The organism is Aquabacterium sp. A7-Y, from assembly GCF_026153205.1.
Lineage (GTDB): Bacteria > Pseudomonadota > Gammaproteobacteria > Burkholderiales > Burkholderiaceae_C > Caldimonas.
Genome location: NZ_JAPFBW010000002.1, coordinates 135936 through 158734 on the forward strand (window position 1 = coordinate 135936; position 22799 = coordinate 158734).

17 protein-coding genes are annotated in these 22799 nt (G+C 61.3%); 13 read left to right on the forward strand and 4 right to left on the reverse strand.

What is annotated here, in order from left to right:
- Positions 1-8 precede the first annotated feature (8 nt).
- The 10 genes from OOT46_RS02480 (at position 9) to OOT46_RS02525 (ending at position 13157) form a co-directional block, all read left to right on the forward strand.
- Complete coding sequence (locus OOT46_RS02480; protein WP_322114222.1) at positions 9-2738, forward strand: T6SS effector BTH_I2691 family protein; 2730 nt, start codon at positions 9-11, stop codon at positions 2736-2738.
- A complete protein-coding gene (locus tag OOT46_RS02485) occupies positions 2716-3549 on the forward strand; it encodes a putative type VI secretion system effector (protein ID WP_265401993.1) in 834 nt (277 codons plus the stop codon). The genes OOT46_RS02480 and OOT46_RS02485 overlap by 23 nt, the downstream gene beginning before the upstream one ends.
- Before the next feature lie 228 nt (positions 3550-3777).
- On the forward strand, positions 3778-4314 hold the full coding sequence (locus OOT46_RS02490) for a hypothetical protein (RefSeq protein ID WP_265401994.1): 537 nt from the start codon (positions 3778-3780) through the stop codon (positions 4312-4314).
- A gap of 203 nt (positions 4315-4517) precedes the next feature.
- The gene (locus OOT46_RS02495) at positions 4518-7640 is read left to right on the forward strand and encodes a type VI secretion system Vgr family protein (RefSeq protein ID WP_265401995.1); all 3123 of its coding nucleotides are present in this window, start codon (positions 4518-4520) and stop codon (positions 7638-7640) included.
- On the forward strand, positions 7637-9229 hold the full coding sequence (locus OOT46_RS02500) for a hypothetical protein (protein ID WP_265401996.1): 1593 nt from the start codon (positions 7637-7639) through the stop codon (positions 9227-9229). Before OOT46_RS02495 ends, OOT46_RS02500 begins: the two co-directional genes overlap by 4 nt.
- On the forward strand, positions 9226-9861 hold the full coding sequence (locus OOT46_RS02505) for a hypothetical protein (RefSeq protein ID WP_265401997.1): 636 nt from the start codon (positions 9226-9228) through the stop codon (positions 9859-9861). Before OOT46_RS02500 ends, OOT46_RS02505 begins: the two co-directional genes overlap by 4 nt.
- 45 nt (positions 9862-9906) lie before the next feature.
- On the forward strand, positions 9907-10509 hold the full coding sequence (locus OOT46_RS02510) for a hypothetical protein (protein WP_265401998.1): 603 nt from the start codon (positions 9907-9909) through the stop codon (positions 10507-10509).
- Between the two features lie 48 nt (positions 10510-10557).
- Positions 10558-11193 (forward strand): hypothetical protein, encoded by a 636-nt coding sequence (locus OOT46_RS02515; RefSeq protein ID WP_265401999.1) that lies wholly within the window; start codon positions 10558-10560, stop codon positions 11191-11193.
- Between the two features lie 163 nt (positions 11194-11356).
- Positions 11357-12421: a hypothetical protein gene (locus OOT46_RS02520; RefSeq protein WP_265402000.1), complete on the forward strand. Its 1065-nt coding sequence runs from the start codon at positions 11357-11359 to the stop codon at positions 12419-12421.
- On the forward strand, positions 12411-13157 hold the full coding sequence (locus OOT46_RS02525; RefSeq protein WP_265402001.1) for a hypothetical protein: 747 nt from the start codon (positions 12411-12413) through the stop codon (positions 13155-13157). The genes OOT46_RS02520 and OOT46_RS02525 overlap by 11 nt, the downstream gene beginning before the upstream one ends.
- A 240-nt stretch (positions 13158-13397) precedes the next feature.
- Here the strand turns inward: OOT46_RS02525 and OOT46_RS02530 are convergent, their stop codons facing one another.
- From OOT46_RS02530 to OOT46_RS02540, 3 genes are all read right to left on the reverse strand, one after another.
- Positions 13398-14414, reverse strand: a complete 1017-nt coding sequence (locus OOT46_RS02530) for a hypothetical protein (RefSeq protein ID WP_265402002.1) — start codon at positions 14412-14414, stop codon at positions 13398-13400.
- Between the two features lie 189 nt (positions 14415-14603).
- Positions 14604-15713: a helix-turn-helix domain-containing protein gene (locus OOT46_RS02535; RefSeq protein WP_265402003.1), complete on the reverse strand. Its 1110-nt coding sequence runs from the start codon at positions 15711-15713 to the stop codon at positions 14604-14606.
- Positions 15710-16114 carry a hypothetical protein gene (locus OOT46_RS02540; RefSeq protein WP_265402004.1) on the reverse strand — a complete coding sequence of 135 codons (405 nt, stop codon included), beginning with the start codon at positions 16112-16114 and terminating at the stop codon, positions 15710-15712. The genes OOT46_RS02535 and OOT46_RS02540 overlap by 4 nt, the downstream gene beginning before the upstream one ends.
- Before the next feature lie 1295 nt (positions 16115-17409).
- On the opposite strand from OOT46_RS02540, the gene OOT46_RS02545 reads away from it, so the two are divergent.
- The 3 genes from OOT46_RS02545 to OOT46_RS02555 all read left to right on the forward strand — a co-directional run bounded on the left by OOT46_RS02545 (position 17410) and on the right by OOT46_RS02555 (position 20225).
- Complete coding sequence (locus OOT46_RS02545) at positions 17410-19119, forward strand: hypothetical protein (RefSeq protein ID WP_265402005.1); 1710 nt, start codon at positions 17410-17412, stop codon at positions 19117-19119.
- Between the two features lie 48 nt (positions 19120-19167).
- Positions 19168-19872, forward strand: a complete 705-nt coding sequence (locus tag OOT46_RS02550) for a hypothetical protein (RefSeq protein ID WP_265402006.1) — start codon at positions 19168-19170, stop codon at positions 19870-19872.
- Positions 19873-19991: 119 nt separating this feature from the next.
- Complete coding sequence (locus tag OOT46_RS02555; RefSeq protein WP_265402008.1) at positions 19992-20225, forward strand: hypothetical protein; 234 nt, start codon at positions 19992-19994, stop codon at positions 20223-20225.
- Positions 20226-20289: 64 nt separating this feature from the next.
- Here the strand turns inward: OOT46_RS02555 and OOT46_RS02560 are convergent, their stop codons facing one another.
- Positions 20290-22794, reverse strand: coding sequence for a S8 family peptidase (locus tag OOT46_RS02560; RefSeq protein ID WP_265402009.1), 2505 nt, complete (start codon positions 22792-22794; stop codon positions 20290-20292).
- Positions 22795-22799: the final 5 nt, after the last annotated feature.

The window sequence follows — 22799 nt, forward strand, 5'->3', positions numbered from 1 at the left end:
ACACAACCATGACTCCAGGGCCTTCCTCCTGTAGCAACTGCAGTATCACCGGCCTGCCGGTTTTCCCCGCGCTGTACGCGGTGATGCCGAGCGCCGTGTCCCCCACCTTACCGCCTGGTATCAAAGGAACGAGGGTCAGCAATGTGCCCCTCGACGACTCCCTGTACAAATACGGCTTGAGGCTGGTGCGCAAAGGCTATATCTACGTGTTCTACGAGTCCTGCGCTCGGGGCACGAACCAATGGGAGATCTACCTGGTAAGCGGTGACGGGTGTATGAGAGCTCACCCCAGTCTGTACCGCAACCTTCCTCCCGAAGACAAGATGTCTTGCGCGGAGCCTACGCACAAGATCGCGCGAACGCAGTTCCTTGTGATCGAGCGCCCGGAGGAGTGTGGAACCACCTGGATCGCGTTCAGCGAGCATAAATGGTCGCCCTCGACGGTCAAGAGATACACAACCGACAGGGCGCTTCGAAGCTCTCGGATGCAGAGCTTCGAGCCGAAGGCCTGGATAAGCGGCCCCCCCCAGCACGAGCACGCGGTCGAGGCGACTCCGAAGGCGCTGTCACACATCGTGGAGTACCGGCCGAACTACTCCTCTCAGACGGCACTGGCCCCGACGCATCTTCCCGAGATCAGCACCAATGAACGAGGCGAGTTCTCCCGAACCAGTCTCGAAACCGTCAGTTCCCGGTACCCAGTCAACGCGCGAAACGACTGGTCGTCTAACGCCGTTCCCGGCCGCGAGGTGGTGAAACAGATGCACTTCTCCGGCCTTCGCCCCGATGGCAAGAGCCACCCGCCCGCGCTGTTCGCGCTGTGGGATGCCATCGGCGTTACACATGAGCTTGCGAACTACCGGAACCAAACCGCGGGCTGGATCAAGCAATACGGCGCAGAGCGCGAACTGCAGATCTCGGCGATGCACGCCATTGACGGAGCGCAGAAGGCGGTCGAGCTGCGGGCGGCCGCGTTCGTGGACCACCTCTATGAGCGCTCAAGCCAGTTGCCCAAACACGACCTGGATGCCCGCGAGATTCGAGCCATCTCGTTGCATCGAGATGACCCGGTCCAACTGCGTCAAGAACTGGACACCATCGAGGCAGAGCGACAGCGTCGATTTGCGCGTCACACCGCCGCTTACGCAGCGCGCCGCAAGGAAGCCGTCGAGAACGCCTGGCCGCAATTCGAAGCGGACTTGAATCGTGCCGAGATCAATGCTTTCCGAAAGAACTACCTGGAAGTCTTTCTTCCTGCCGCTGATGCGCTGATTGACCGCCGCACGGGGGAGTTGGTCAAGTGGATCAAGCATGACTTGCTGGTCGATACGCTAGAGGATTACAGCCAAGAGCCACTGGACGCGGACGACGGGGTCGCTTTTGAGGAGGTCGTCGGCGAATCGATCTTTGGAATCACGTCGAGCGCGAACGGCGGGGAGTTCATCGACGGGTGGATTAAGGCCGATCGAGTCGACAAGGTGAACCTGGTGTTGCGGGCCTTGGCGGCCAATCAGGCAGAGGGCATCGAGGCGCTGGACAGCCTGCTGAAGGCAGCCATCCAAACTGCCACGGTACCACTGGGTGAACAGGCGCACGCGACGTTCACCAACGTCAGCAAGCACTTGGCGAAACTCGGAAGTGTGACCTATTCATCTCTGAAGTTGTGGAACTCGAACCACAAGTCAGGTGTCGACCGCGCGCACAGCTCGCGAGGCTTGGACAAGATCTTCATGACAGTCAGGGAGCGCCTGTTCGCCAACAAGGGTTTCGCCGCGGTGGTGGACAGCGTGGGGATGGCCGTGATGCGAGGCGTCGTGCTGGTGCGAGCAGGCGTGGAGCACGCCCTCGTGATGCAGCTGCTCGCTACGGAGGCCAAACATGCACTCGCCGCTCGCGGTGAGACGCAGCTCCGGCTGAAGCTGGCGCAAGCCACCGTCAGCGCTAACCACGCCACGATCAAGAAGGCTCGGGCCGAGCTGGAGGGCGCGTGGGCCAAGCTGCGGGACGCGCCCGACCTGCACAAGATGGAGAAGGGAGTGCCATCCCCTGCGTTCAACGAGGTGCTCGACATGCGCTTCAGCATCGTCAGCGCCTTGCTCCAGCTCACATATGTCACGAGCCTGCACCTGCAGAACTCACCGGATCCGAAGGTGCAGGATGAATTGACGGCAGCCAAACTCACGCTGGGTGCCGGGCTCGCCGACTTGACCTCGGTGGCCATCAAAGGTGCTTCGGGCGCAGAAACAGCGAAAACATTCATCACCCTGAAGCTCGCCGGCGGGGTGCTGAGCGGGGCTGCGGCGTTCTACACCGCGAAGGGGGGAGTCGCGACCGGCATAGAACACTGGAAGAAGGAACGGTATGCGGTAGCGACCCTGTACTTCTTCAAGTCCACCGCTGACTCTTTCGCCGGCGCGGCGACCTTCGCGGTGTCCATCGGCTACGCAAAACCCGTGATGGATGCGCTGGCCAAGCGCTACAAGGGAGCCCTGATGGCGCGCGCTGTTGCCGTCGTCGGGTGGTCTGTTCGAATGAGGGCGCACCTGTTGCTGTGGGGGATGAGGTTCAACTTCTTCTCGTTGGGTGTCACCGCAGTGGTGACCGTCGTGATGGCCTTCCTGCCGAGCAAGATGAGCATGTGGTGTCGCGAGTGTGCCTTCAGCGGGTACCCGGGAAAGCGCTACAAGGACGCCGAGAAGCAGATGAAGGACTACCATGAAGCGCTTGCGGACGCATGAAGCAGTGAACGAAGGGACTCCGCAGCAGGCGTCCGACCAAGTTCCTGATAACTTGGCGTTGATCAGCGGTGAGATTCACGGGCTGCAGTGGTGGAATGGGCGCGAAGCGTTCTTGAATACGCAGAGCGACCAGCAGATGGCACGGGCCGGTTCACTGCTGGCGGCCGCCGCGGGCGAGATGTTCACCGCAGGCAATCTGTCGCTCGCGTCAAGCGACGACGGTGCCTTCGAGATGCAGTATTTTTCTGGCAAGTTGGGAGACCGCCCGGTGGTCGGGCGCTTCTACGAACCGGATTTCAAGGACGGCGATTTTCTCGAGCTCGTCGCCGCGCCAAATGGAGGCGTCTACGAAGCGCTTGCGGTACGCCGCCCGAGCGACCGCGTGATGTGGCTGCTGCCGGAGCATTCTGCGGGACATGTCGCGCATCGTCGAAAAATGGTTCGCTATGGCTGGCTAAGCAGCGGTGCGTTGCTGGCGTTCTTCTTTGGGATGTTGTCCTACGTTATCCATGAAACCGGCGGTATGACGCCTGGGCTGCGCCGCTGGCTGACGAACGACTACATGGAAGTACTCCTCACCCTGATGATGATCATCGCAGGGACTTACTGGCTTTGCTACCGGTTTTTCGTCGTCACGCTCCTAAGCCGAACGTCCCGGTATGCCTACATGACGACCGGCATCCTTCGTAGTTTCGGATATGAGCGCCCGGAACAGGTTGACGTGGCAAAGGCGAGCCGCCAGTTGATCAAACAGGATCTGCAAGCAGGAAAGCGCTGGGACTATTCAAAGCTATTCGTGTATAGATATTGACCGATCTATGCGGATGCGCGATGGCGCATCCATGCGAGTTGGAAGGCAGTTGGCAATTCGGGCAGATGGCGCCACTTACTGGTCCGGATAGCCAGCGCAAGTTACTAGAGCAGGCCATTGCGGACGCGACGTAAACCATGAAACCAGCCGACCCGATCAGCCGCCCTCGCTACACCGTACTGGGCGGCACGATCTCGCTGTGACGTCGAAGTCAGGCGCCGTGCCGCCTTGCTGCCCGACGGCCTGCAGCGACTTCGGCAGCGGGCGGCGTCCAACGGCGGCGAATGTCTGGCCGGCGAGTACCTGGGCACCCAGGCGCGCTACCGCTTTCGCTGTGCGAAGGGGCACGAGTGGGAGACCACGGGGAACAAGGTGCTGCTGGGTGCCTGGTGCCAGCCCTGCACCTTCGACGCCAAGCGCCTGAGCATCGACGATGCGCACGCCGCGGCGCGGGCGCGGGGAGGGCTTTGCCTGTCGGATCGCTATGTGAACGTCAGCGTCAAGCTCCATTGGCGGTGCGATCGCGGGCACGAATGGGACGCGCCATTCAGCACCATTCGCGCCGGCCACTGGTGCAGGCAATGCGCCAACCTTGCGATGATCAGCAACGGGAATTCCAAGGCCCGCCTGCGCTATCGCGATGCGGGCGCCCGGCTGGTAGAGATCGATCGGACGAGTGGCCGCAAGGTTGCGGCACGGCAGCCCACTGACGAGGTGAACCAGTGCGCATCCCCAGTGCTTGTGTTGCTTGATCGAGACGGTTGAACGCCCAGCCCCACGACAGCCAATTCCCGAATCGACGATGTCCGGGCGAGCCGCGGCTGCCAGGCCATGCCAGGGTGAGTGCTTGCCGCGCTTGCACACCCCCACTTTCGGGGAGTCGATTTCCAGGACGCTGTGCGAAACTGCAGCCCCGGATCAGGGAGGCTGCCGGCCGGCGGCCCAAAACAAAACAAGAGGGAGAAAGCATGCTCCAACGGGCGCTGCAGGCCTTGCCAGCACTGGACCAGATCGCCAACGTCCTCGGCGTTGCGTTTTCCTCCGAGACCCGGTTGTTCGAGCTGTCCGGTACGGGCGCCATCAGCAGCTTGCTGGTCGAATCGTGGGTGGCGGTAGAAGCACTGAGCGATTGCTTCGAGTACCACATCCATGGCGTGAGCACGAACGCTCATCTGCCGCTGGACCAGCTGCTGGGGCAGCGAGCGACGCTGCACATCGGGCTGGCCGACGGCAGCCGCACCACCCGTAGCGGCATCGTGATGCAAGCCGGTGCGCTGCAGTCCGACGGCGGGCTGGCCCGCTACCAGCTGGTGGTGCGCCCCTGGCTGGCCGCGTTGCAGCTCAACCTGCGCAGCCAGAGTTTCATCGACAAGAGCGTCGTCGAGATCGTCGAGGCGGTGTTCCAGGCCCACAGCGGTATCGCGGCCTGGGTCTGGTCGAGCGAGGTCGCTTCCTACTTGTCGCAGGTGCCACCGCGGCACTACTGCAATCAGTTTGCCGAGACAGACCTCGAGTTCGTCAGCCGCGTTCTCGCGGAGGAGGGCATCGGCTGGTGCTACGAGGAGGATCAGGCGGCTCCCCACGGTCACCGGGTGCGGTTCTTCGCGGACAGCCCACGATTTTCGGAAGACCTGACCAGCGCAGCCGACGGCGGCATCCGCTTCCACCGGGCCAGCAGCCAGGAGCAGCGCGACGCCGTGCAAAGCTTTGCGCAATGGCACCAGCTTGCACCGGCTAGCGTCACGCTCCACGCCTGGCAATACGCCGGCAAATCGGGACAGTCCTCCAATCTGGCGACCACGGACGGCATCGGCGGCGAGCAGGCCCCGCACCTGGAGAGCTACGAAACGAGCGCCGCGGTCGACCATCACAACGGCGTGACCCGCTTCGCGGCCGAGCACTACGCTCGCCGCCAGATCGAGTCACACGAGGCTCGTCGGCGCCGCTGCGTCGGCGCCAGCACCGTGCGCAGCCTCCGGCCGGGCACGTGCTTCACGCTGCTCGGCGCGCCGCTGCCCAAGGAAGAAGAGCCCCGTTTTGCAGTGACGGCGGTCCGGCATGCCGGTATCAACAACCTGCCGCGCGAACTGAACGACCGGCTGGCCGAACGCCTGGGCGCCCCCGAGTTGTCCTCGGGCGCCCTGGTGCTGCCGCAGGCAGTCCTGGAGCAGGCGCGGGCGAGCGGCTATGCGAACGAGTTCGAGTGCCTGCCCCTGAGCCGGCCCTGGCGGCCGGTGCTGTTCGACGACACGGGCGCCCGCCGTAATCCCAAACCCACCGTGGATGGGCCGCAAAGCGCCCTTGTGGTCGGGCCGGACGGCCAGGCCCACCCCAACGGCGCCGACGAGATCTACATGGACCGCCTGGGTCGTATCAAGGTGCAGTTCCACTGGCAATCCTTGACGCAACACCCCGGCAGCAGCGACCACAGCATCTGGGTGCGGGTGCTGCAACGCTATGCCGGTGCCGGGATGGGGGCGCAGTTCGTTCCACGCATCGGGCAAGAAGTCGTGATTGACTTCGAGGAATCGGACATTGACCGGCCGTTTGTGCTGACCGCTGTCTATAACGGCAAGGGCGAAGGCGGTGTTCCCGCCACGCCGGGTGGCGCTGGCGCCGACAGCGACACCAGTGTCTTTACCCAATCCAACGACCACCAGCCCGGCGGCCAGGGCAATCTCTCTGGCGGCAACAGCCCGCCGTGGCACGGTGCAGCGTCCGCGGAAGGCCACCAGCGCAATGCTGCCGCACTCAGCGGTGTGAAAACCAAGGAGTTTGGCGGCGCAGGGTACAACCAGCTGGCCTTCGACGACAGCGACCAACAGCTGCGGGTGCAGGCCGGCAACACCCAGCACGCCACCTGGCTCAACCTGGGGCACCTGCTGCACATGGCCGACAACCACCGCGGCAGCTTCCGCGGCACGGGCTTTGAGTTGCGCACTGACGCTTACGGCGCGGTACGCGGTGGCCGGGGGGTGCTGTTGAGCACCTACGGCGCCCAAGCGGCGACACCCGCGGGAGACAACGGGCCCGGCACGGCGCTGGCCAAGCAGGCGCAGCAGCTGGCGCAGGTTTTCAGCGATGCCGCCAAAACGCATCAGACAGTGCAGCAAGCCAGCCACATCGGTGTCGTTCGAGCCAACACCAGTACCGTGGACCCGCAGGCCGCGCCCCTGAAGGCCCTGCACAAGGTGCTCGGCGGCATGGTGGCGCAAGAAGGCTACGACCAGGCGATGAGCGACGCCGACGCTAAGCAGACACGGGCCGCACAGGACAAGCTGCCGCACACCACCGATCCCCTGATCGCTGTCGTCGCCAAGGCCGGCCTCGGCATCGTGGCGGGGCAGGATCTGCAGGCGGCGGCCGGCGAAGGCATCCATCTGGCCAGCGGCCAGGACAGCCACTTTGCCGTGGGCGGGCAGGCGCGGCTGCACACCGGGCAGGCCATCGGGGTGCTGGCCGGGGCGGTTAAGGCGGGCGACAGTGCGGCCGGCACGGGCCTGACCCTGATCGCCGCCCAGGGTGACACCGAGATGCAGGCACAAGCCGACCGGATGCAGGTCGCGGCCAAGCAGCAAATCGACATCAAGAGCAAGAGCGCCCACATTGACTGGGCGGCGGCCAAGAAGATCACGCTGACGACGGCGGGCGGGGCAAGCATCACCATCGACGGCGGCGGCATCGTGACGCAGTGTCCCGGGAAGATCACGGTGCATGCGGGGAAGAAAAGCTTTGCCGGGCCCGGGCGAGAAACCGCGGCAATGCCGCACCTGCCTCGCGGCGAAGTCGGCAACACCGACCTCGAGTTCCGTCACATCACGGAGCTGGGCGAAGGCCTCGCGGGCCTGCCGTTCAAGGCCATCCTGAGCGACGGCAGCGTACGCACGGGGCAGCTCGACGCAGAGGGCTATGCGCGCATCAGCGGCGTGCCGCCGGGCACGATGGCCAAGGTCGAATACGACCGCGACCGGCGCACGCCCAAGTCGCAGGTGGCGGCCAAGCCGGATGCGGACTGGAACGACTTCCTCAACATCGCCGTCACCGCGGCGCCCGTGGCGTTGAAGCCCAGTGACCGGGACGACACCGCATGAGCCACGACCTCCAAACCAAGCCGACGAACCAACTCGACGAAGCATGGGACGCCGTTGTCGGCGGCTTCGACTGGCTGAAGTCCGTTCTGATCGGCGAGTTCGCAGACAACCGCTCGCTGTCGGCTGTGGTGGCCGACATGCTGGTCAGTTTCGTGCCGGGCGTGGTGATCGTCACCAGTGCACGCGACGCGGTCGCCGTGACGCTGCGGTTGGCACAGCACCCCGAGAAGCGCGAGGAGCTGATGGAATGGGTGCTGCTGTGCGCCTGCCTGATCACGCTGGCACTGCCGCTGGTGATGGCCGCCGGCGGCGCCGCCGCCTTCGGCGTGGGGGCCATCGTCGGTGGTATTGCCGGCTCGGAGCTAGGTGCGGCGCTGCGCGCGGTCATGCTGATGCTGATCAAGCAGGCCACCAAGCTGATCGAGCTGGTGAAGTTCCTGCAGAAGTTCATCACCGGCGACATCCTGAAGTTCCTGCGTGCGGTGAAGTTCGTGCAGTACGAGAAGGCGCTGCTGCAGACGCTGGGCAAGATCACCGGCAAGCTCATCGGCATCGTGCAGTCGCTGCGCACCCGGCTGATGGCCTTGCCGTCGATCGACTACACGCGCCACATCATCGCCAAGCTGAGCGAGTGGGAGGGCAAGTTCTACGCCGTACAGCAGGATGCGGTGCGCCAGGTGCCCAAGGCTCTGGCCGAGTTGCAGGCACGCCTGGACAAGGTGCTGGCTGAGACGCTACCGGTCGAGGCGCATACGGTGGCCAGCGGGGTGAAGGCGGAGAAGCCGGCAGCCACGACTGTTGCGCAGCAGGAGGTCAACGACGTCGCGGGTCGGGTGCTGGCAAAAGTCGAGGACGCGCCGAAGCCAAGCGCGCCCCCTCCCGCAGCCTCGCCGGCGGCGGGCAAGAAAGCCAAAGCCCCGCCGGACGGTGCCCCGCCGCCGCCGCGAAAGGCAGCGCCGAAGCCCCCTGACGAGCCGCCGCCGCGCAAGGACGCGCCGGAGCCACCCAAGGACGCCGACCACGGGCCTAACACCAAGAAGCAGGACACGCTCGACCCGCGAGTTGCCGCAGAGCGTGAGCATGTGAGCCAACTCTCGAAAGCCGGCAAGATCGAAGAGGCGCGCGCTTACCTTCGTGAAAAGGTCTTGGACAACCCGGACATTCCACCCAAGGACAAACCACGGGCGTTGATCGATCGGCTGGACGTTTCCTCCGAAAAGGACAAGGCGTTTTTCTGGTCTGGCAACCTCGATGCGGCCAAGGAGAAAGCTGCCGAGGTGGGGGGTGTAACCTTGGAAACTACAACCGGTGGGCGCGTTGCAGATGGTTGGGGTGAGCTGCAGACCCGGTTCCCGGGTTGGAAGGGCGATCCTCCTCCCAACGGCCACAATTTCTGGGCCGGTTTATCGGAGAAATATGCGCAAGGTACCAGCGGCAATGTGAATGTGGTTCAATCCGTCGAAAGAGCGGCTCAAGGCGGGGGAGGTATCTGGAAGGACACAGAGCGTTTCGTCCTTGAGCAGCTGCAGGACCAAGGCGTGGTTGGCGACATTCAATACCACGTCGTTCCTAATCCACCGAAACCGTGAGCGTCGACATGAGTAGCGTTGCCTATCAAAAATTCTTGAGTGAGTACAGTGCCACCGGTCGGGCTAAGCTCGACGGATACACGCATGCCTGGTTGCTACAACTGTCCGAGGATGAAAAGGAACAGGCGATCGCGCTGTTGAGCGAGGAGGCAAAGAGCTTCTACGGTGCGATTGAACCGCTCGCGCTACTGGCTCCGAATACCGCCGTCAAAGTCCTGAAGGACATCGAGCTGACGAAGGCTCCTGATATCCTAAGGCAATCGCATCCCGTCTACTTCTGGCTCTGGAAGCTCACAGGCGACGAGAGCTACGCCATCAAGTTCGTCGAATGCCGCCCATATTTAGAGGATTATGATATCCCATCGTTCTACTCGATGGGGGGCCAGGCGCTCGCGTCCGAGGCCATTGATTCGTGGATGCAGGGCGCGATTTTCACCGAAGCGGATCCCGTAGGCCTTTTCGCTGCTGCAAAGGCACTGCTGGACGACCGCGGCATCCGATTCGACGAGCCAGCGACAAAGGAGCGCCACCGTGCCTTACGGAAAGTACTGACCAGTGGCTCGCCCGAGCAGAAGCGAGAGGTTTTGGCTCAGCTGCCACCGCGTGCGGCGAGCAATGGCCAACAGGGGTAGTCGCGCACGGGGCCCATTCGTCGAGCTGCTTGGCGGGAAATGATCATGACTCCAGCATTTGCCAACTTCTTGAAGCAATACAACGCCACCGGGAGCGAGAAAGCCGATGGCTACAGCGTCGATCACTTCGATGGGATGTCAGAGCAGGAGAAACAGCAAGCCTTCGCGATGTTGAGCGAACAGGCGGACGTCGATCCGGAATCGGCACAGTGGCTCTTCTACCTGGATCCAAGCAAAGCGAAGGACGCATGCGAGGGTTTGGTCCGACAGAAAAAGAGCAACCCGTATGCCGCGTCCTTCATCTTGCTCTTTTATTTGGCCAAGTACACGGCGGACGTTCAGTATCAAAGACAGATGATCGAAGGTTACGCAACCTATGCCGAATTGCACAAACACTTGGCTGTCGAGTACATCGGCAGAACACAGACGACGCCCGGACAGATCGAGTTCTTAAAGGCGGTCACACTGACCGAAGCTAACGAGAAGGCAGTCGCGAGAGCCGCATTCAACTTGTTGCGCGCATGCGCTGTTCCATCCTCGACCGACGCCGAAAAGATTCAATTTCAAGCATACCTAGATTCCCTCAAAGGGTCGTTTGAGACCAAGACACGGGCCCTTAAGAGCCTGGAGCAAAGGCACTTGATCTGAGCATTTGTGAAGACGGTAAGGACAATCCAAGGCCTGGCTCAGTCAACCGTGAGCATCGACATGAACAGCCTTGCCTATCAGAAATTCCTGAGTGAGTACAGCGCCACCGATCGGGCGAAGCTCGATGGGTACACGCTTGCCTACCTTCGAGACCTGTCCGAGGATGAAAAGGACCGGGCGATCGCACTGCTCAGCGAGGAAGCAATGAGCTTTTACGGCGCCATCGAACCGCTCGCGCTGCTGGCTCCGAATACCGCGGTCAAAGTCTTCAAAGACATCGAAAAAACCGACGCCCCTGAGATTCTTAGACAGTCGTATCCCGTCTACTTCTGGCTCTGGAAGCTCACGGGTGACGAGAGCTACGCCATCAAGTTCGTCGGGTGCCGTCCTTATCTGGGCGAATATCAAATTTCACCGTTCTATGTAATGGCGAGCGAGGCGCTCGCGTCCAAAACCGTCGACTCTTGGATGCAGAGCGCGGTTTTCATCGAAACGGATCGCATAGGTCTTTCCACTGCCGCGGGGGCACTGCTTGACGACCGCGGCATCCGATGCGACGTGCCGGCAACAAAAGAGCGCCACCGTGCCTTATGGAAGGTGCTGACCAGTGGCTCGCCTGAGCGGAAGCGAGAGGTCTTGACCCAACTGCCACCGCGTGTGGCGAGCGATGGCCGTCTTGGGTAGTTGGTCACAGGCCCCATTCGTTCAGTGGCGCGAGGAAATGAGCGAAGGGGCAGCGATGTGCTGCTTCAAGGCACGAAGAGAAAACGACTCGCGGCGGCCGGCTGCGGGTGAAATCGAAAAGCCTGAAGGGTATCCGCGAACGCCTTGTGCTGAGCAACACCAGATGAACGCACGCCGTCGAAGCAATTCGCCTCATCCAGTCCTGGACCGCAGCGTCAAGCTGCGGGCAAGTGTGAATGAAATCCGCTGGGACTGCCTCGATGAAGCATGGTCTGGGTGGCACGTCCCTCACCGCTTTGTTTGCAGCAACGGTCACGTTGTACCTGCTCTTCCTTCGGGAGTTCTTCGGCAGATCGCGAGGTGTCAGCAGTGCCACGACGACATCCAGTTCGCGGAGCTGCGCCGCGCGGCTGCGCGTGACGGAGTGGTGTGCCTTTCCTCGAAGTGGGAAGGGGTGACGACGCCCTACCGCTTCAGCTGCCCCTGCGGACACGAGTGGCTGCGGGCTCCCCGGCATGGGTTAAAGAAGGAAGGCTTGCTCCGGTGCCCGGAGTGTGTGAAAGCAGCAGCGAATGCCGGAAAACGGTTGCACGACGGTTTGGATCGATTGAAACGGGCTGCGGCCGACAGAGGCGGACGCTGCCTCGCCAAACGCTACGAGGGGTGGCATCAACGCTACCGATTCCGCTGCTCGGCGGGGCACGAATGGCACGCCGTCGGCGGTGAAGTCATACGCGGTAGCTGGTGCAGTCTGTGCGCGCTGGAGGATAAGCGGCATTCCTACCGCTTGTCTGATGGGCTTGAGCGCTTGCAGGCCGCGGCTGCGGCCAAGGGAGGCTGCTGCGAGAGCGGCACTTACTTCGGACTCCGCGGACGGTACTGGTTGCGCTGCGGGCAAGGTCATCGATGGGAGGCCGCGGGCACCAACATTGTCAACGGCTCGTGGTGCTACGAGTGCAGCAAGGAAAACAAGCGCCTGGGCATCGATGCCGCGCATGAAGCAGCGCACGCTCGGGGCGGGCAGTGCTTGTCCAACACCTACGTCAACGCTGCAACCAAGCTGGCGTGGGTCTGCCACCGGGGGCACATGTGGCACGCGCCCTTGTCAACCATCCGCCAGGGCCATTGGTGCCGCGAATGTGCAAACGCAGCACGCATCACCAACAAGAAATCCAGAGCGCGAGCCCGCTACGGCAGCTCGCCGCGGCATTCGAAGAATGCAGCATGAGCGGCTGTGGAGCGCGCAACCAGAGATGACAAGCCGCAACTACCTTCTGAATCGTCAGACTGATTTTCTTCGGGAATCGAAAGACGATCTGATCGAGCTGTTCGCCACGGCAAACAAAATCCAGCTCTATCGGGAGCGGACCACAGCCGCTGGTCTGTGGTCCATTCTGTTCGGGGCGTTGGTGCAGGCGCTATTTTTGACCGTCTTGTTCTCCCCGGTGCCGGTGATCTTGACGCTGGCCGTACTGGCCGTTGTGCCCCATAGCGACAACGCGTACAGCGCCTCGATGCAGTGGATCTTAAGCCTATTCTATGTGGGAGCGTTTGGCTGGTTGGTGCTCAAGCGCAACGGCGATTGGGCGCTGTACACGCAGCAATCTCAGCATGTCGGCACACGTAGCATCGTGCTGGATTTGGAAAAGCGTCACCTGGTGGCCGCCGAAACTTTCGACCACTTTCCCAAGCGTAACAAGACGAGCAAGGTCCAACTAGCGATGATCCGCGTGGTCTACCGCTACTTCGAAGCACCCCCGTACGGCGACGACATCGACCACAGCGGCGTGCACCTGGAACTGAGGCCTCAGGTGTCCTTCGGCATGGACTGGGCTGACCGAAGCTTGAGCCGGCACGCTTTGTACGAGCAGAATCGCGTCAGCTGGGACAGCGACTACGTCGAGGTCGTCCAGGCGCTGGTGGACCGAATGGAAATCGAAGCGATCGTTCCCGAATCCCGTTAGCTCAGGGCTCGTGTCCCGCCAGGGACAAGAAGTTTGTCGAATGGGAGGACCAGGTCCTGCGACAAATCGAAGAACGCGGTGAGGTAGCCCGGTCGGCTGCGCAAGGCATCGTGCTGTGCCGGGACCGCTTGCTTCGCCGCTGCTGCCACCGCGAGGGAAGAGACCGGTGCGGAGCCGGTTGATCTCTTGCTGCATTACGCGTCCTGGGAAGCGAGGACATGAGACTCCGACTCTCTGAGCTCAAATCGCCCACATGAGCGCGATAGCAACTGCGGCGGCGCCGGAAATGCCCAAAGCGATCTGATACTGGCGGAGTGTGTCGCGCAGATCGGCGATGGTTCCCTGAGCTATCTCCAGATCCTCAGTTAGCTGCGTCGCCTTATCTGAACTCTCCGTGGCTCGGTTGTTGACGTCGTCAAGCTCGATGTTCAAAAGAGACACCTGCTTCTCCATCTCATCAATTTGAGCCGAATGCCTTCTTTCGGCAGCCTTAAACGTGATGAGATCTGAATTGGCTTGCACCAACTTCTTCTGTTCCTCCTCCAGCGCATGTTGCACTTCCCCGAGCCTCTTTAAAAGATACGCAGCTGAGCTAGGGTTGCTAAGAACCACGGCCTGTAGGAAACCACTCTCTGCTTCAAGCATTCGTTTGATTCCTTGTCGATAGTCCTCTTCTAGCTCGTCAGTCGTACTCGAACCAGCGTGCCTGTACATAAGCCGAGGATGAATTGACACCTCGATCATCGGTATGCCAAGACGGCGGATCTCGTCGTGCTTGACGGGGTCGACCAAATGGGCCTTGTGGATTTCTATATAAACTTCTCCCGCCCATTTCAAGCCAAGTTCAGAAGGTTCCTCGGCCTCGAATCGCAGGTAAACGTCCGCGCGGTAGGGGCCTCGGGCGTGAGGAATCTCCTTCTCAGTTTCCCCATGACTGACAACGATCCGGTGATCGCCGTATTTCCCGAGGCTGAGGCGAGTTCGGGTAATCGACGCTACCGCTTCTTTGAATAGCAGGTGCTCAAGCGATTCTCCTGGACCGCCCGGTCCTCCCTCGTCAGCGCCATCCTTGAAACGAAAGTGCGGACGTCCGGGCCCGATGACATGCTCAAGCGGTTTCCGATGACCTTCCGGGTGTAGCGTAAAGAACTTCTCCGGTGAAGGGCCGCCGCGGTACCTCTCTAGCCGCTCCCTGCGCACCTGGTAAGCCGACTTTCGGACGTACCCCCTTTGTCCGACGTACGCGTGATATTTCATGTGAACGTGGCCCCCCCTGCGTTAACACCAAGCAGCCTGCTGCCTCTTGTTACCATGGCGGCCGAGGAGTTCGGCCACGTCCCACCGTTAGAAGTGCTCAAGCCTGTGCACCGTGCAGACTCGTGCGTTCAGCTACTTCTGTTTCTCGAGCCTAAGAACCGAGCGCGAGCAAGAGATTTGCGCGTTGACCTACTTTCCGCCCTCAATCAACTGAAGTGAAGGTTTCCGCGACGGAAGCGGGTTCGAAGTACCGCCTGACAGAGCGGTTATCGCTAAGCCAAAGACCAGCTGGTCCAGGTCTTCGGCATGAACCGCCAGTGCATCGGCGATGATCGCCTTGCTTACACCTTCCTCCCGAAGCGCTGCGAAGACCTTTGCGAGCATCTGAGAGGTTTCGCGCGGTGCTTCCCTAGGTTCCTTCTTGCGAAAGCCCCGCTGCGCAATTTCGATGCACAGGGTACGGTAGTGCCAGTCAGAGACAAGCCCCACGTCGTGTAGCCGATATGCGAGAGCCGCCACTGACACTGTCCAATAAGCTTTAAGCCGAACAAGTTGATCGACCGTTGCCATGTGCGGCGCGTTTGCGAGGACGCTTGCCCTTGGCATCAGAAACGCAGATGCAAACGCATTTGCCTCTCGCTCAACTTCTTGACCCTTCGCACCAGCATGGCGATGCAGAACCAGGTGACCCAACTCATGAGCGGAGTCAAACCTGCTGTGCTCACACGACTTATTTGTGTTAAGGAACACAAATGGGGTCTTGCCGTGCCACATCGAGAAGGCGTCGAGCTGCTCGGTGTCGATTGAGAGGGAAAATACTCGCACACCCTTCGCCTCAAGAAGGTGAATCATGTTCTTGACCGGCAGTTCACCTAGGCCCCAGAGTCGCCGCAGCGTCTCGGCCGCAGCCTCAGGACTAGGCTCTTGGCTAAGGTCTGGGAGATCAGCGGAAGGGAGATCAAAGCGAGCTTCAATCCACTCGTTCAACATCAAGGCGATTGCACCAGAACCAAGAGCCGATTCCCGCTGGCCGGCTGTCATCTTAGACATGGAGCGGAAACTCACGATGTCAGGTGAAATCTCTCCAAGATCGTCACCGAAGAAAAACTCAACGGGAAAGCGAAGCAATTCGGCCAGGGCGCGTAGCCTTTCCCTGTCGGGACGAAACTCGTCCCCTTCGTAAGCAGTTACTGAGCGGACTTCCACGCCAAGAAGGGATGCTAGCTTGGTTTTCGTCATCCCCCGCCGTCGCCGAGCAAGGCTGAGGCGCTTAGGATTGAATTCAAGTCTGGTACTCATGCCTTTCGTCGAACCGCGACATCGATCTCCGGAAGCGTCGGGGCCGTAACCGCGACAGGCTCTCCGTCAAGCGGGAGGGGGCGCAGGAGGATCCGTTCCTGCCAGACTGACACTCTGCCGTCATGAGCCACGTCGAGCGGAAGCGACAACTCGGCGCGGATCTCGGCGTTCCTAGCATGGTGAACGAGAAGGATCCACGTAACCGGTTTGCCTTCCTCTTCATCATCCTGATCGGCGGAGACTGGCTCCAAGCCGGGAAGCCAATACTGCTGCCGATTCACCTCAAGCGCCTCTACTGTGGTGGGGCCCTTGGCGGAAGTCGTCGTCGGGGAGTCGTCGGCTCGACCCGTCGCCTCGCTCCCGGTGGCGACCGTGATGGCGATCGTGCCTTCAGGGTTCACGGTACGCGGCCAATTCTTCTGGTTGTTGCGAGTCCAACCTCGCAGCGCCAGTCCGTCCCTTAGGACTCTCACTGCTTCGCCCCAAGCTACAAAAGAGGGGTACAACGGAGGGTGATTGGCAGTGCAGTTGGCACGGGCGAGGTACCCGGCGCGCGCGGCCGTAAGCAGCACCTCCTCATCAAGCCCAAGTCGCTGGAGCGCTTGGGCGGCGGAGATCGAATCGCTGTGGAGTACTGTCTGCATGTAGAGCACCTCGGTGGACTTCCTGAAATCCTACCACAAATGAGGTTGAAAAACAGGAAGTGACGAGCGGCGGCCCCGTCGGGCACCGGTGGCTTCGCACGGCGAAGTGCGAACCTTTGAGCGCCAGATTTATTGCGCAGCAATCGTGTGTGGGCGGTCGTCTCAACCGGCATGGAAGGGAACGCCCACAGACAAACAGCTTGGGGGGTACACGGCAGATCAAGCGCCGGCTGCGCTTAGCGGCGGAGTTGCTGCGATATTGGGAGGGTTTGGAGAACCGCTCAACCCAGTCCCTATGGTCCTTCCTGCTCCAGCAGTGGTTGGGAACTGGGACGATGAAACGGAAGGAGGCATAGACACGGGCCGAGGCCTCACACCACCCCGCAGCGAACCGCTGGACCCGCAGGAGCTTGAGAGGAAGGTTTGCCTTAGCCCCCTTCTCCTCCACCAGAATACGACGCCCAACCGCTCTCGGTTGGGCGTTTTGCTTTGGGCGTTTCCCGCGCCAATGCGGGCTTGCGGGCCGTTCTGCCTGTGCCACGGGTTCGGCACTTTGGGCCGGTTTTGGCCTCAGTTCGATTCCGTCCTGCTCTCTCTTCTCTAAAAAAGAGACTACTTCTTCTAGCCGGCACAAGGAGAAGTCCTTTGGCGACGCGGACTTACACGCGTGTCGAATAGAGCGGTTGCAAACTGTCTTGGTGGACCAGAGATAGAGAAAACCGAGCCAGCGGACGCGAGGCAACATTTCATTCTGGCGATCACCTAAAACGAACATCCCCGGACGGACACCGACCGTTACCTCGGGCAGTAGAGGGTGGGGTAGCGTGACTCACGACGAGAACGCGCCGTACAACGCTCAATGCTGGTTAAGGTGCGTGCGTCTTGTGTCCGCCCAATGCACGGTTTGAGACCGCGGACGGCTTGCTGTGAGTTCGTCGGAACTCGACCCTCGAAGTTCGTGCAGTAGGGTCAATCGGCGAGATCACCAGCAACGCACGGGCGAACATGTAGAAGTCCGGAAGCCTTGCGGCGTTGCCACGCACTGCGACAACATGTTCTTTCGAACTCACCCCCAGCTACTCCGGCCCATCCACAGCCTACTGAGCGAGCCATTTCAGTTCGCCGCTGGCGCCAGCGTTGGCGGCCAACTGAAGGAGAGGCTGGCCGGTCGGGGCGACATTGAATCCCTGGCCAAGCTCGCAAACTTCTATGACCGCGAGCGGACCCGAGTAGAGGCGACGTTGTTCGACACGAGGTTCGAACTGGAGCGCAGCCTTTCAGCCATCATCCCTCCAGGGGCGCAGCTCCATTCAGTTTGTCGAGCTACCTTCTCAGGTGAAGTTCCGCGTCTCGGCGACCTCGACGGAGGAGCATATTTGGCGCACGTGAGCGTTCAGTGTCAGCTGGAACGCCTATACGACCATTTGGAGTTACGGCAAATGGGGCACGGCGACCCTCTTCGGCACCCCGCTGTGCTCGCGCTGGTTCGCCTCCTGATGTTAAATGAGGCCCTTGCGCTGTGTCTGTCGGGCATTGCCAAGGTGACTTGGCAGCACGGAACGTTTCTATTTGAGCCAGCTGATGAGACGGCCAGAGACACGTTACGGGCTACGTGGTTTGCGCGCTGTGCAGATCAAGGCAGCCATGCCGCTACCGCCGTAATGACAAAGCAACTGGCCGAGGCTGGGCTGGGCAAGGTCGACGAGCTCTCCCTGCTTGTCGCTCGCATTCTGGATCAGGATCTGACGATCCCATGGCTGCGCCTCGGGCAGAAGGGGCACTCGCTCAAAAGCATCGTAGAGATTCATGAGGCGGTGTGTCTTGTCGCAGTGCTACTGGTCTCGTTCGTCCAAGGAAGGACCGTGAAGATGTCGCGGCAGGAACTCGGACAACGGGGCCTCGACTACAGTTCGGTTTCCCGAATTCTGCAAAGGCAGTCCTACGCCCTGGTGACCGACCGGTTCGTAACGCGGGACGGAGACTCCTTGACGGTTCGAGTCGAGGCGGCCTCAAAAGGACTGCGTGCGTATTTCTCCGCACTCGCCAAAGAATTCGACGAAGTAGATGAACTGCGAGAGCATGTGGGGGGGAAGTTCTTCGAGCGAGAGCACATTCGCGCTCGCATCGAAAGCGACCCTCGGTACAACGCCCGCTATCGCGTGCTAGCAGGTTTCGATCGCCATACGGTCCTGGACAAGGTGCCCAGTGAATGCGACATCGAGTTTGTGATCCATGACACGGTGCTCAAGCACTATTACTTTGTGCAGGCAAAGCATTCGCTGCTCGGTGAGAAAGCATTCCTCAACGCAGCGGTTCAAGCTGCCCAGAAGGATCTCAAAAAAGGCATTAACCAACTGCGCGAGGCGAGACGTTTGCTCTCCAACAAATTGCTGGGTCGGACTCTCGCAGACCGTGGTATCGCGGACGCCTCGACGGCGAACAGTAGCTTTGTGCTTCTACACAACATTGCACAGTTCGACTTTCAGAGCACTAGCGACAATATCGCCCTTTACGACTGGGCTACATTCCGCAATCTTCTGTTGGATGCAGAGGTAGCTTTCGGTCCGTCTAATCGGCCTCTAACCCTTGTGCGGATGGAGAAGCCGTTGTGCTTGCGCGATCCTCAAGACGTGATCCGCGCGCTCCTTTGCGAGCACCCTGCATATCAGGGTATGAAAAGCCAAGTTTGGGCCACGGAGCGGGGGGCCATTGAATATGAAATCGATGGGGTGCGCTGTATCGTCGAAGGGCTGGGAATATGAGATTGTTCAAGGTTTCAAGTGCATGCCGCTGCAGCGGCCAAGATATTGATGCGTTTCATCAGCGGGGTGGAAGTGACGACACAGACTGAAAGACAGGCGGGCAGAGGCGTCGCTAAACCGACTGTGGCAGCCTCAGTTGAGCAGTCGGTCGTCGAGTCGATCGATGTAATCGCAGACGTGACAGACTGGGCTATTGGAGCAGTGTTTAACGAAGCGGTGCTTGGCGAGATACCAATCGTGAAGACTGCGGTCTCAGTGCTCAAAGTCAGCGACACCATCCAGAAGCAGCGGCTCATGCGCAACTGCATCGCGTTCCTCCATGCCTGCAAGGATTCGGAGGAAGAGAAACGCGCAAAGCTGTGGAAACGGCTCTGGAGCGAGGACAAAGCCGTTGATTTCGCAGACACGATTCTGCTGGTGCTCATGGACAGCGAAAAGCCGTTCAAGGCAGGGGTGGTCGGGAAGTTGATGGCGGCTCTCGCCCGCGGCGACATCACGTACGAGCAGTGTGACGCGCTGATCCACATTGTTTACCGCGCTTCGATACCGGCACTCCAGGCGCTGCCTGTCGCCTGTCAGCGCAGCGGAGGCAAGACGCGGCTGGACGATGACTTCAGCAGTGAAGGTCTTCTGCTGTCAATGGGCATTGCCTATCGGTTCGGTACTGCTCTGCGCCTTAGTCCGTTGGGAGCACTGCTCTACCGGCATGGGTTCGGTGGAACGATCGCTGACGAAGAAGACATGAGAACCTAGATTCGACGAGATGACGGGGACCCAACGCTAGCGGCAGCAGCAAATCGGGGCGCATTGCCATCAAGCGCGGTGAGTACAAAGGCAAACCCATCGAGCCAGGTCAAGCCAAGCTGGCTCATATGCTCGCAGACGCCGCCTACTTCGGCGCACCGGAGACGTTCAAGAAGGTGGATGGCGAAGCAGGCATCGGCACCCGCAAGGGCGTGGTGTCATTCTGGAACATTCCGGGCTACTACCTCAATGGCACGGGAGGGCACATCGACATCGTGGCTCCCTCAATTGGCACCCTTCAGACCTGCGGCTCCGGCTGTTTCTGGAACTCTTCAAAGGTCTGTTTCTGGCCCTTGGCTTGACCGGTTGACCCGAGCAATTGGGGTGGCGGCGAAGCAACCAGCTTGCTCGATCAACAAGCAGGTCTCAAACGGCAATCTGGACCGCGGACGGCGTGGCGATTTGCTGCGCGACGGCGGCATACAGGTCCTGCTCAACGGTAGGGGCCTCTATCGACACAAGCAACGAGTACCTGGCCGCGCGCCCAAAGCGTCCGTGGCTAGGCCTATTCCGCCACCAGCCCATTGCAGGAAAGACGGCAAGCTGACCGCGATTGGCAAGCTGTGCGGCGGTTCCGGTCCAGCTGTCGCTGATCAAAGATCCCCGGGCCCGCGTGCGTTCACCGATAGTCCAACCGCTGTCCGTACTGCTGCCACCCGGCAGGCCTTGTTCCTCAGCGACCGCCTGGGCATTGATACGTCCCCTGAACATCGCCTCAGTTTCAAGCGGGCGACGCACCGAGAAGCGCAATGCGTGCGACTGATAGGCGTACTTGTCGATACCGCCTCGCTCACCGGGACTCGGCTCGATGAAGTACGACAGCGTGATGCGCAACGTGACCTGCGTGTCGCCCAAGGCCTCAAGCATCTCGGTCGGCCAAGGAAGGGCGTGCAGGTGCATGTCACGCGTGCGAACTTCTCCGTCCACCTTTTCGTACGGCTGCAGCTGGTCCTGGACGATCATCGTCAGGGAGTTCGACGCGCTATAGAGCGCTCGCTCCAGGCTCGGCACGCCGTAGCCGCAGTGCCGCAACAGATGCCGCATCGTGTTCTGGTTGCGCACGCCGTTCGGCGTGTACAAATCGAGCATAGGCTGCGTCCACCTTGCCGAGTGCACCATCAGGGCACGTACGGTCTCCGGCCAGAACGTTGGGTAGGCAGCTTGAATGCGGGCTGCCATGCCAGCGGCCAAGGCAGTCGCCGCGCTCGTAGCCCAGCTTAAGGTAAAGAGTCTGTCGTGCGGTTGATGGCCGGTGGTTAGCAGGCATATGCTGTCCATCCGGCTGGTAAACCCGGTCCCATCCACCGCCACGTTGCCGCCCTCCATGATGATGTCGGGCTTGAAAGGCCAGCTTGGCTGCCAGGTGGCAGACGTCGTTGTGTACGGGCTCAAGCCGCCGGCGGCGGCGATTGCCTTGTACTGCTTCCCATAGGCTTCGGAGATCGAGGTGAGTTCGGTGTAGGCACCCACGGTCAGGGCGTTCCAGGCCTGGCCAGGGTCATGCACGGAGTTTGTCGAGAGGCTCGCTGGGCAGTCGACCCAAGCGTACGCCTCCCTGGTGTTGCCCGCGCAGAGTACAAACAGTCGTGGCGACTGGCCCTGTCCATCGTAGTCGCAGGCAAGCCGATCGACTGCCGCCGACCAGGAAGAGGGGCGCCCGCGATCACGGCCGTCCGTTGACGACACCGCCATCGTGAAGACCCGTCGGCGTTCGGGGTCGGTGATCTCTGCGCGCGCGATGGCCTCCTCGGTAATGGCGCCGTAGGATTCGCCATCGTTGTCGCCCTCGCCGCGCAGGATCTTGACGGACTCAAGACGGTGCGGCACCCAGAGTGGACCTTCGTCCGACAGCGCGGGTGTGAGGTCCCCTAACAATGCGAGCCCAGCAAGCTCTGTCCCGTGGCCATTCGCATCTTCCGGACCCCAGTCAGGGTCGACGGTGTGGCGATCCTCGTGTGCAACCATCGGTGCGAGCAGAGGGTGCCCGTGGTTGACGCCTGTGTCGAGCAAGGTCACATACGAGTTGCCCACGTGTTGCGTCAACAACCGGCTTTCCAGGTTGCCGGCCCACTCGGCCTGTTCGTCGAGATGCAGTGCAGCGAAGAACTCGGCAGTCGTCTTCGCGCGCCGCAGTTCGGCGATCATGTTGAGGACCAGCGCGGACTGCAGAAGCTGGGCCTTGCTACCACGCATCAGCACCACGGAACGTTCGGGAAAGTGCAACACACGCTCCCGAACGAGCAGACCGGCCATCTCACCGACCTTGCGGAAGTCCGTGATGACTTGCAGGCGGTGCTCGCCAGCGGGTAGCCAGGCCTCCCACCAGATCCCTTCTGTCTCGTCGGCCGGCAAGGCGTCTTGAGTGTCGGTCCAGAGAGACTCAAAGGTGGCCACTCGCAAGGAGCGGATCGCGTCGATCAGCTTCTGGTTGTCGCGAGGTTGGCCAGCGGAGGTGGTCTTGTGGCCGACGTAGTCGGCGATCAGGTTCTCGAAGTGTTCGAGCTTGCCCTGAGGCACGAACACGGTGGCCAGGACCTGGTTCCCCTGCTCACGCACGTTCATCAGCTCGATGCCTTGGCGGTCCCGCGCCAGGCTTTCGGCGGCCAGCTCAACGCCCTGCTGACTCTCGAATTCGACCTGTACGCCGATGGCCGACTGGACCTCAGCGGCCTGTTGTTCGGCAACGCGCTGCCGCTGCACGGCTTGAACCTGTGCGAGCTGTGCGCGCAAAACCTGGGCGTGCTGCTCACGCTGCAGCGGGGGAACAACCTTCTTGCTGCCGCCGCCAGCACTTCGGGCGGTATAACCCTCGGTCGTGCGGGTGTCCGGCGGGAAGATGTGGGGGCGTCGTTGTTGGTCCTCAGTGGCCATGCACG

What these genes read in the sequence shown, in the direction of transcription:
- OOT46_RS02530 (WP_265402002.1), bottom strand. Translation starts at nt 14,414, where the DNA reads ATGAAATATCACGCGTACGTCGGACAAAGGGGGTACGTCCGAAAGTCG.
- OOT46_RS02555 (WP_265402008.1), top strand. Translation starts at nt 19,992, where the DNA reads ATGCTCGCAGACGCCGCCTACTTCGGCGCACCGGAGACGTTCAAGAAG.
- OOT46_RS02500 (WP_265401996.1), top strand. Translation starts at nt 7,637, where the DNA reads ATGAGCCACGACCTCCAAACCAAGCCGACGAACCAACTCGACGAAGCA.
- OOT46_RS02535 (WP_265402003.1), bottom strand. Translation starts at nt 15,713, where the DNA reads ATGAGTACCAGACTTGAATTCAATCCTAAGCGCCTCAGCCTTGCTCGG.
- OOT46_RS02550 (WP_265402006.1), top strand. Translation starts at nt 19,168, where the DNA reads ATGCGTTTCATCAGCGGGGTGGAAGTGACGACACAGACTGAAAGACAG.
- OOT46_RS02510 (WP_265401998.1), top strand. Translation starts at nt 9,907, where the DNA reads ATGACTCCAGCATTTGCCAACTTCTTGAAGCAATACAACGCCACCGGG.
- OOT46_RS02560 (WP_265402009.1), bottom strand. Translation starts at nt 22,794, where the DNA reads ATGGCCACTGAGGACCAACAACGACGCCCCCACATCTTCCCGCCGGAC.
- OOT46_RS02480 (WP_322114222.1), top strand. Translation starts at nt 9, where the DNA reads ATGACTCCAGGGCCTTCCTCCTGTAGCAACTGCAGTATCACCGGCCTG.
- OOT46_RS02545 (WP_265402005.1), top strand. Translation starts at nt 17,410, where the DNA reads ATGTTCTTTCGAACTCACCCCCAGCTACTCCGGCCCATCCACAGCCTA.
- OOT46_RS02520 (WP_265402000.1), top strand. Translation starts at nt 11,357, where the DNA reads ATGAACGCACGCCGTCGAAGCAATTCGCCTCATCCAGTCCTGGACCGC.
- OOT46_RS02495 (WP_265401995.1), top strand. Translation starts at nt 4,518, where the DNA reads ATGCTCCAACGGGCGCTGCAGGCCTTGCCAGCACTGGACCAGATCGCC.
- OOT46_RS02525 (WP_265402001.1), top strand. Translation starts at nt 12,411, where the DNA reads ATGCAGCATGAGCGGCTGTGGAGCGCGCAACCAGAGATGACAAGCCGC.
- OOT46_RS02485 (WP_265401993.1), top strand. Translation starts at nt 2,716, where the DNA reads ATGAAGCGCTTGCGGACGCATGAAGCAGTGAACGAAGGGACTCCGCAG.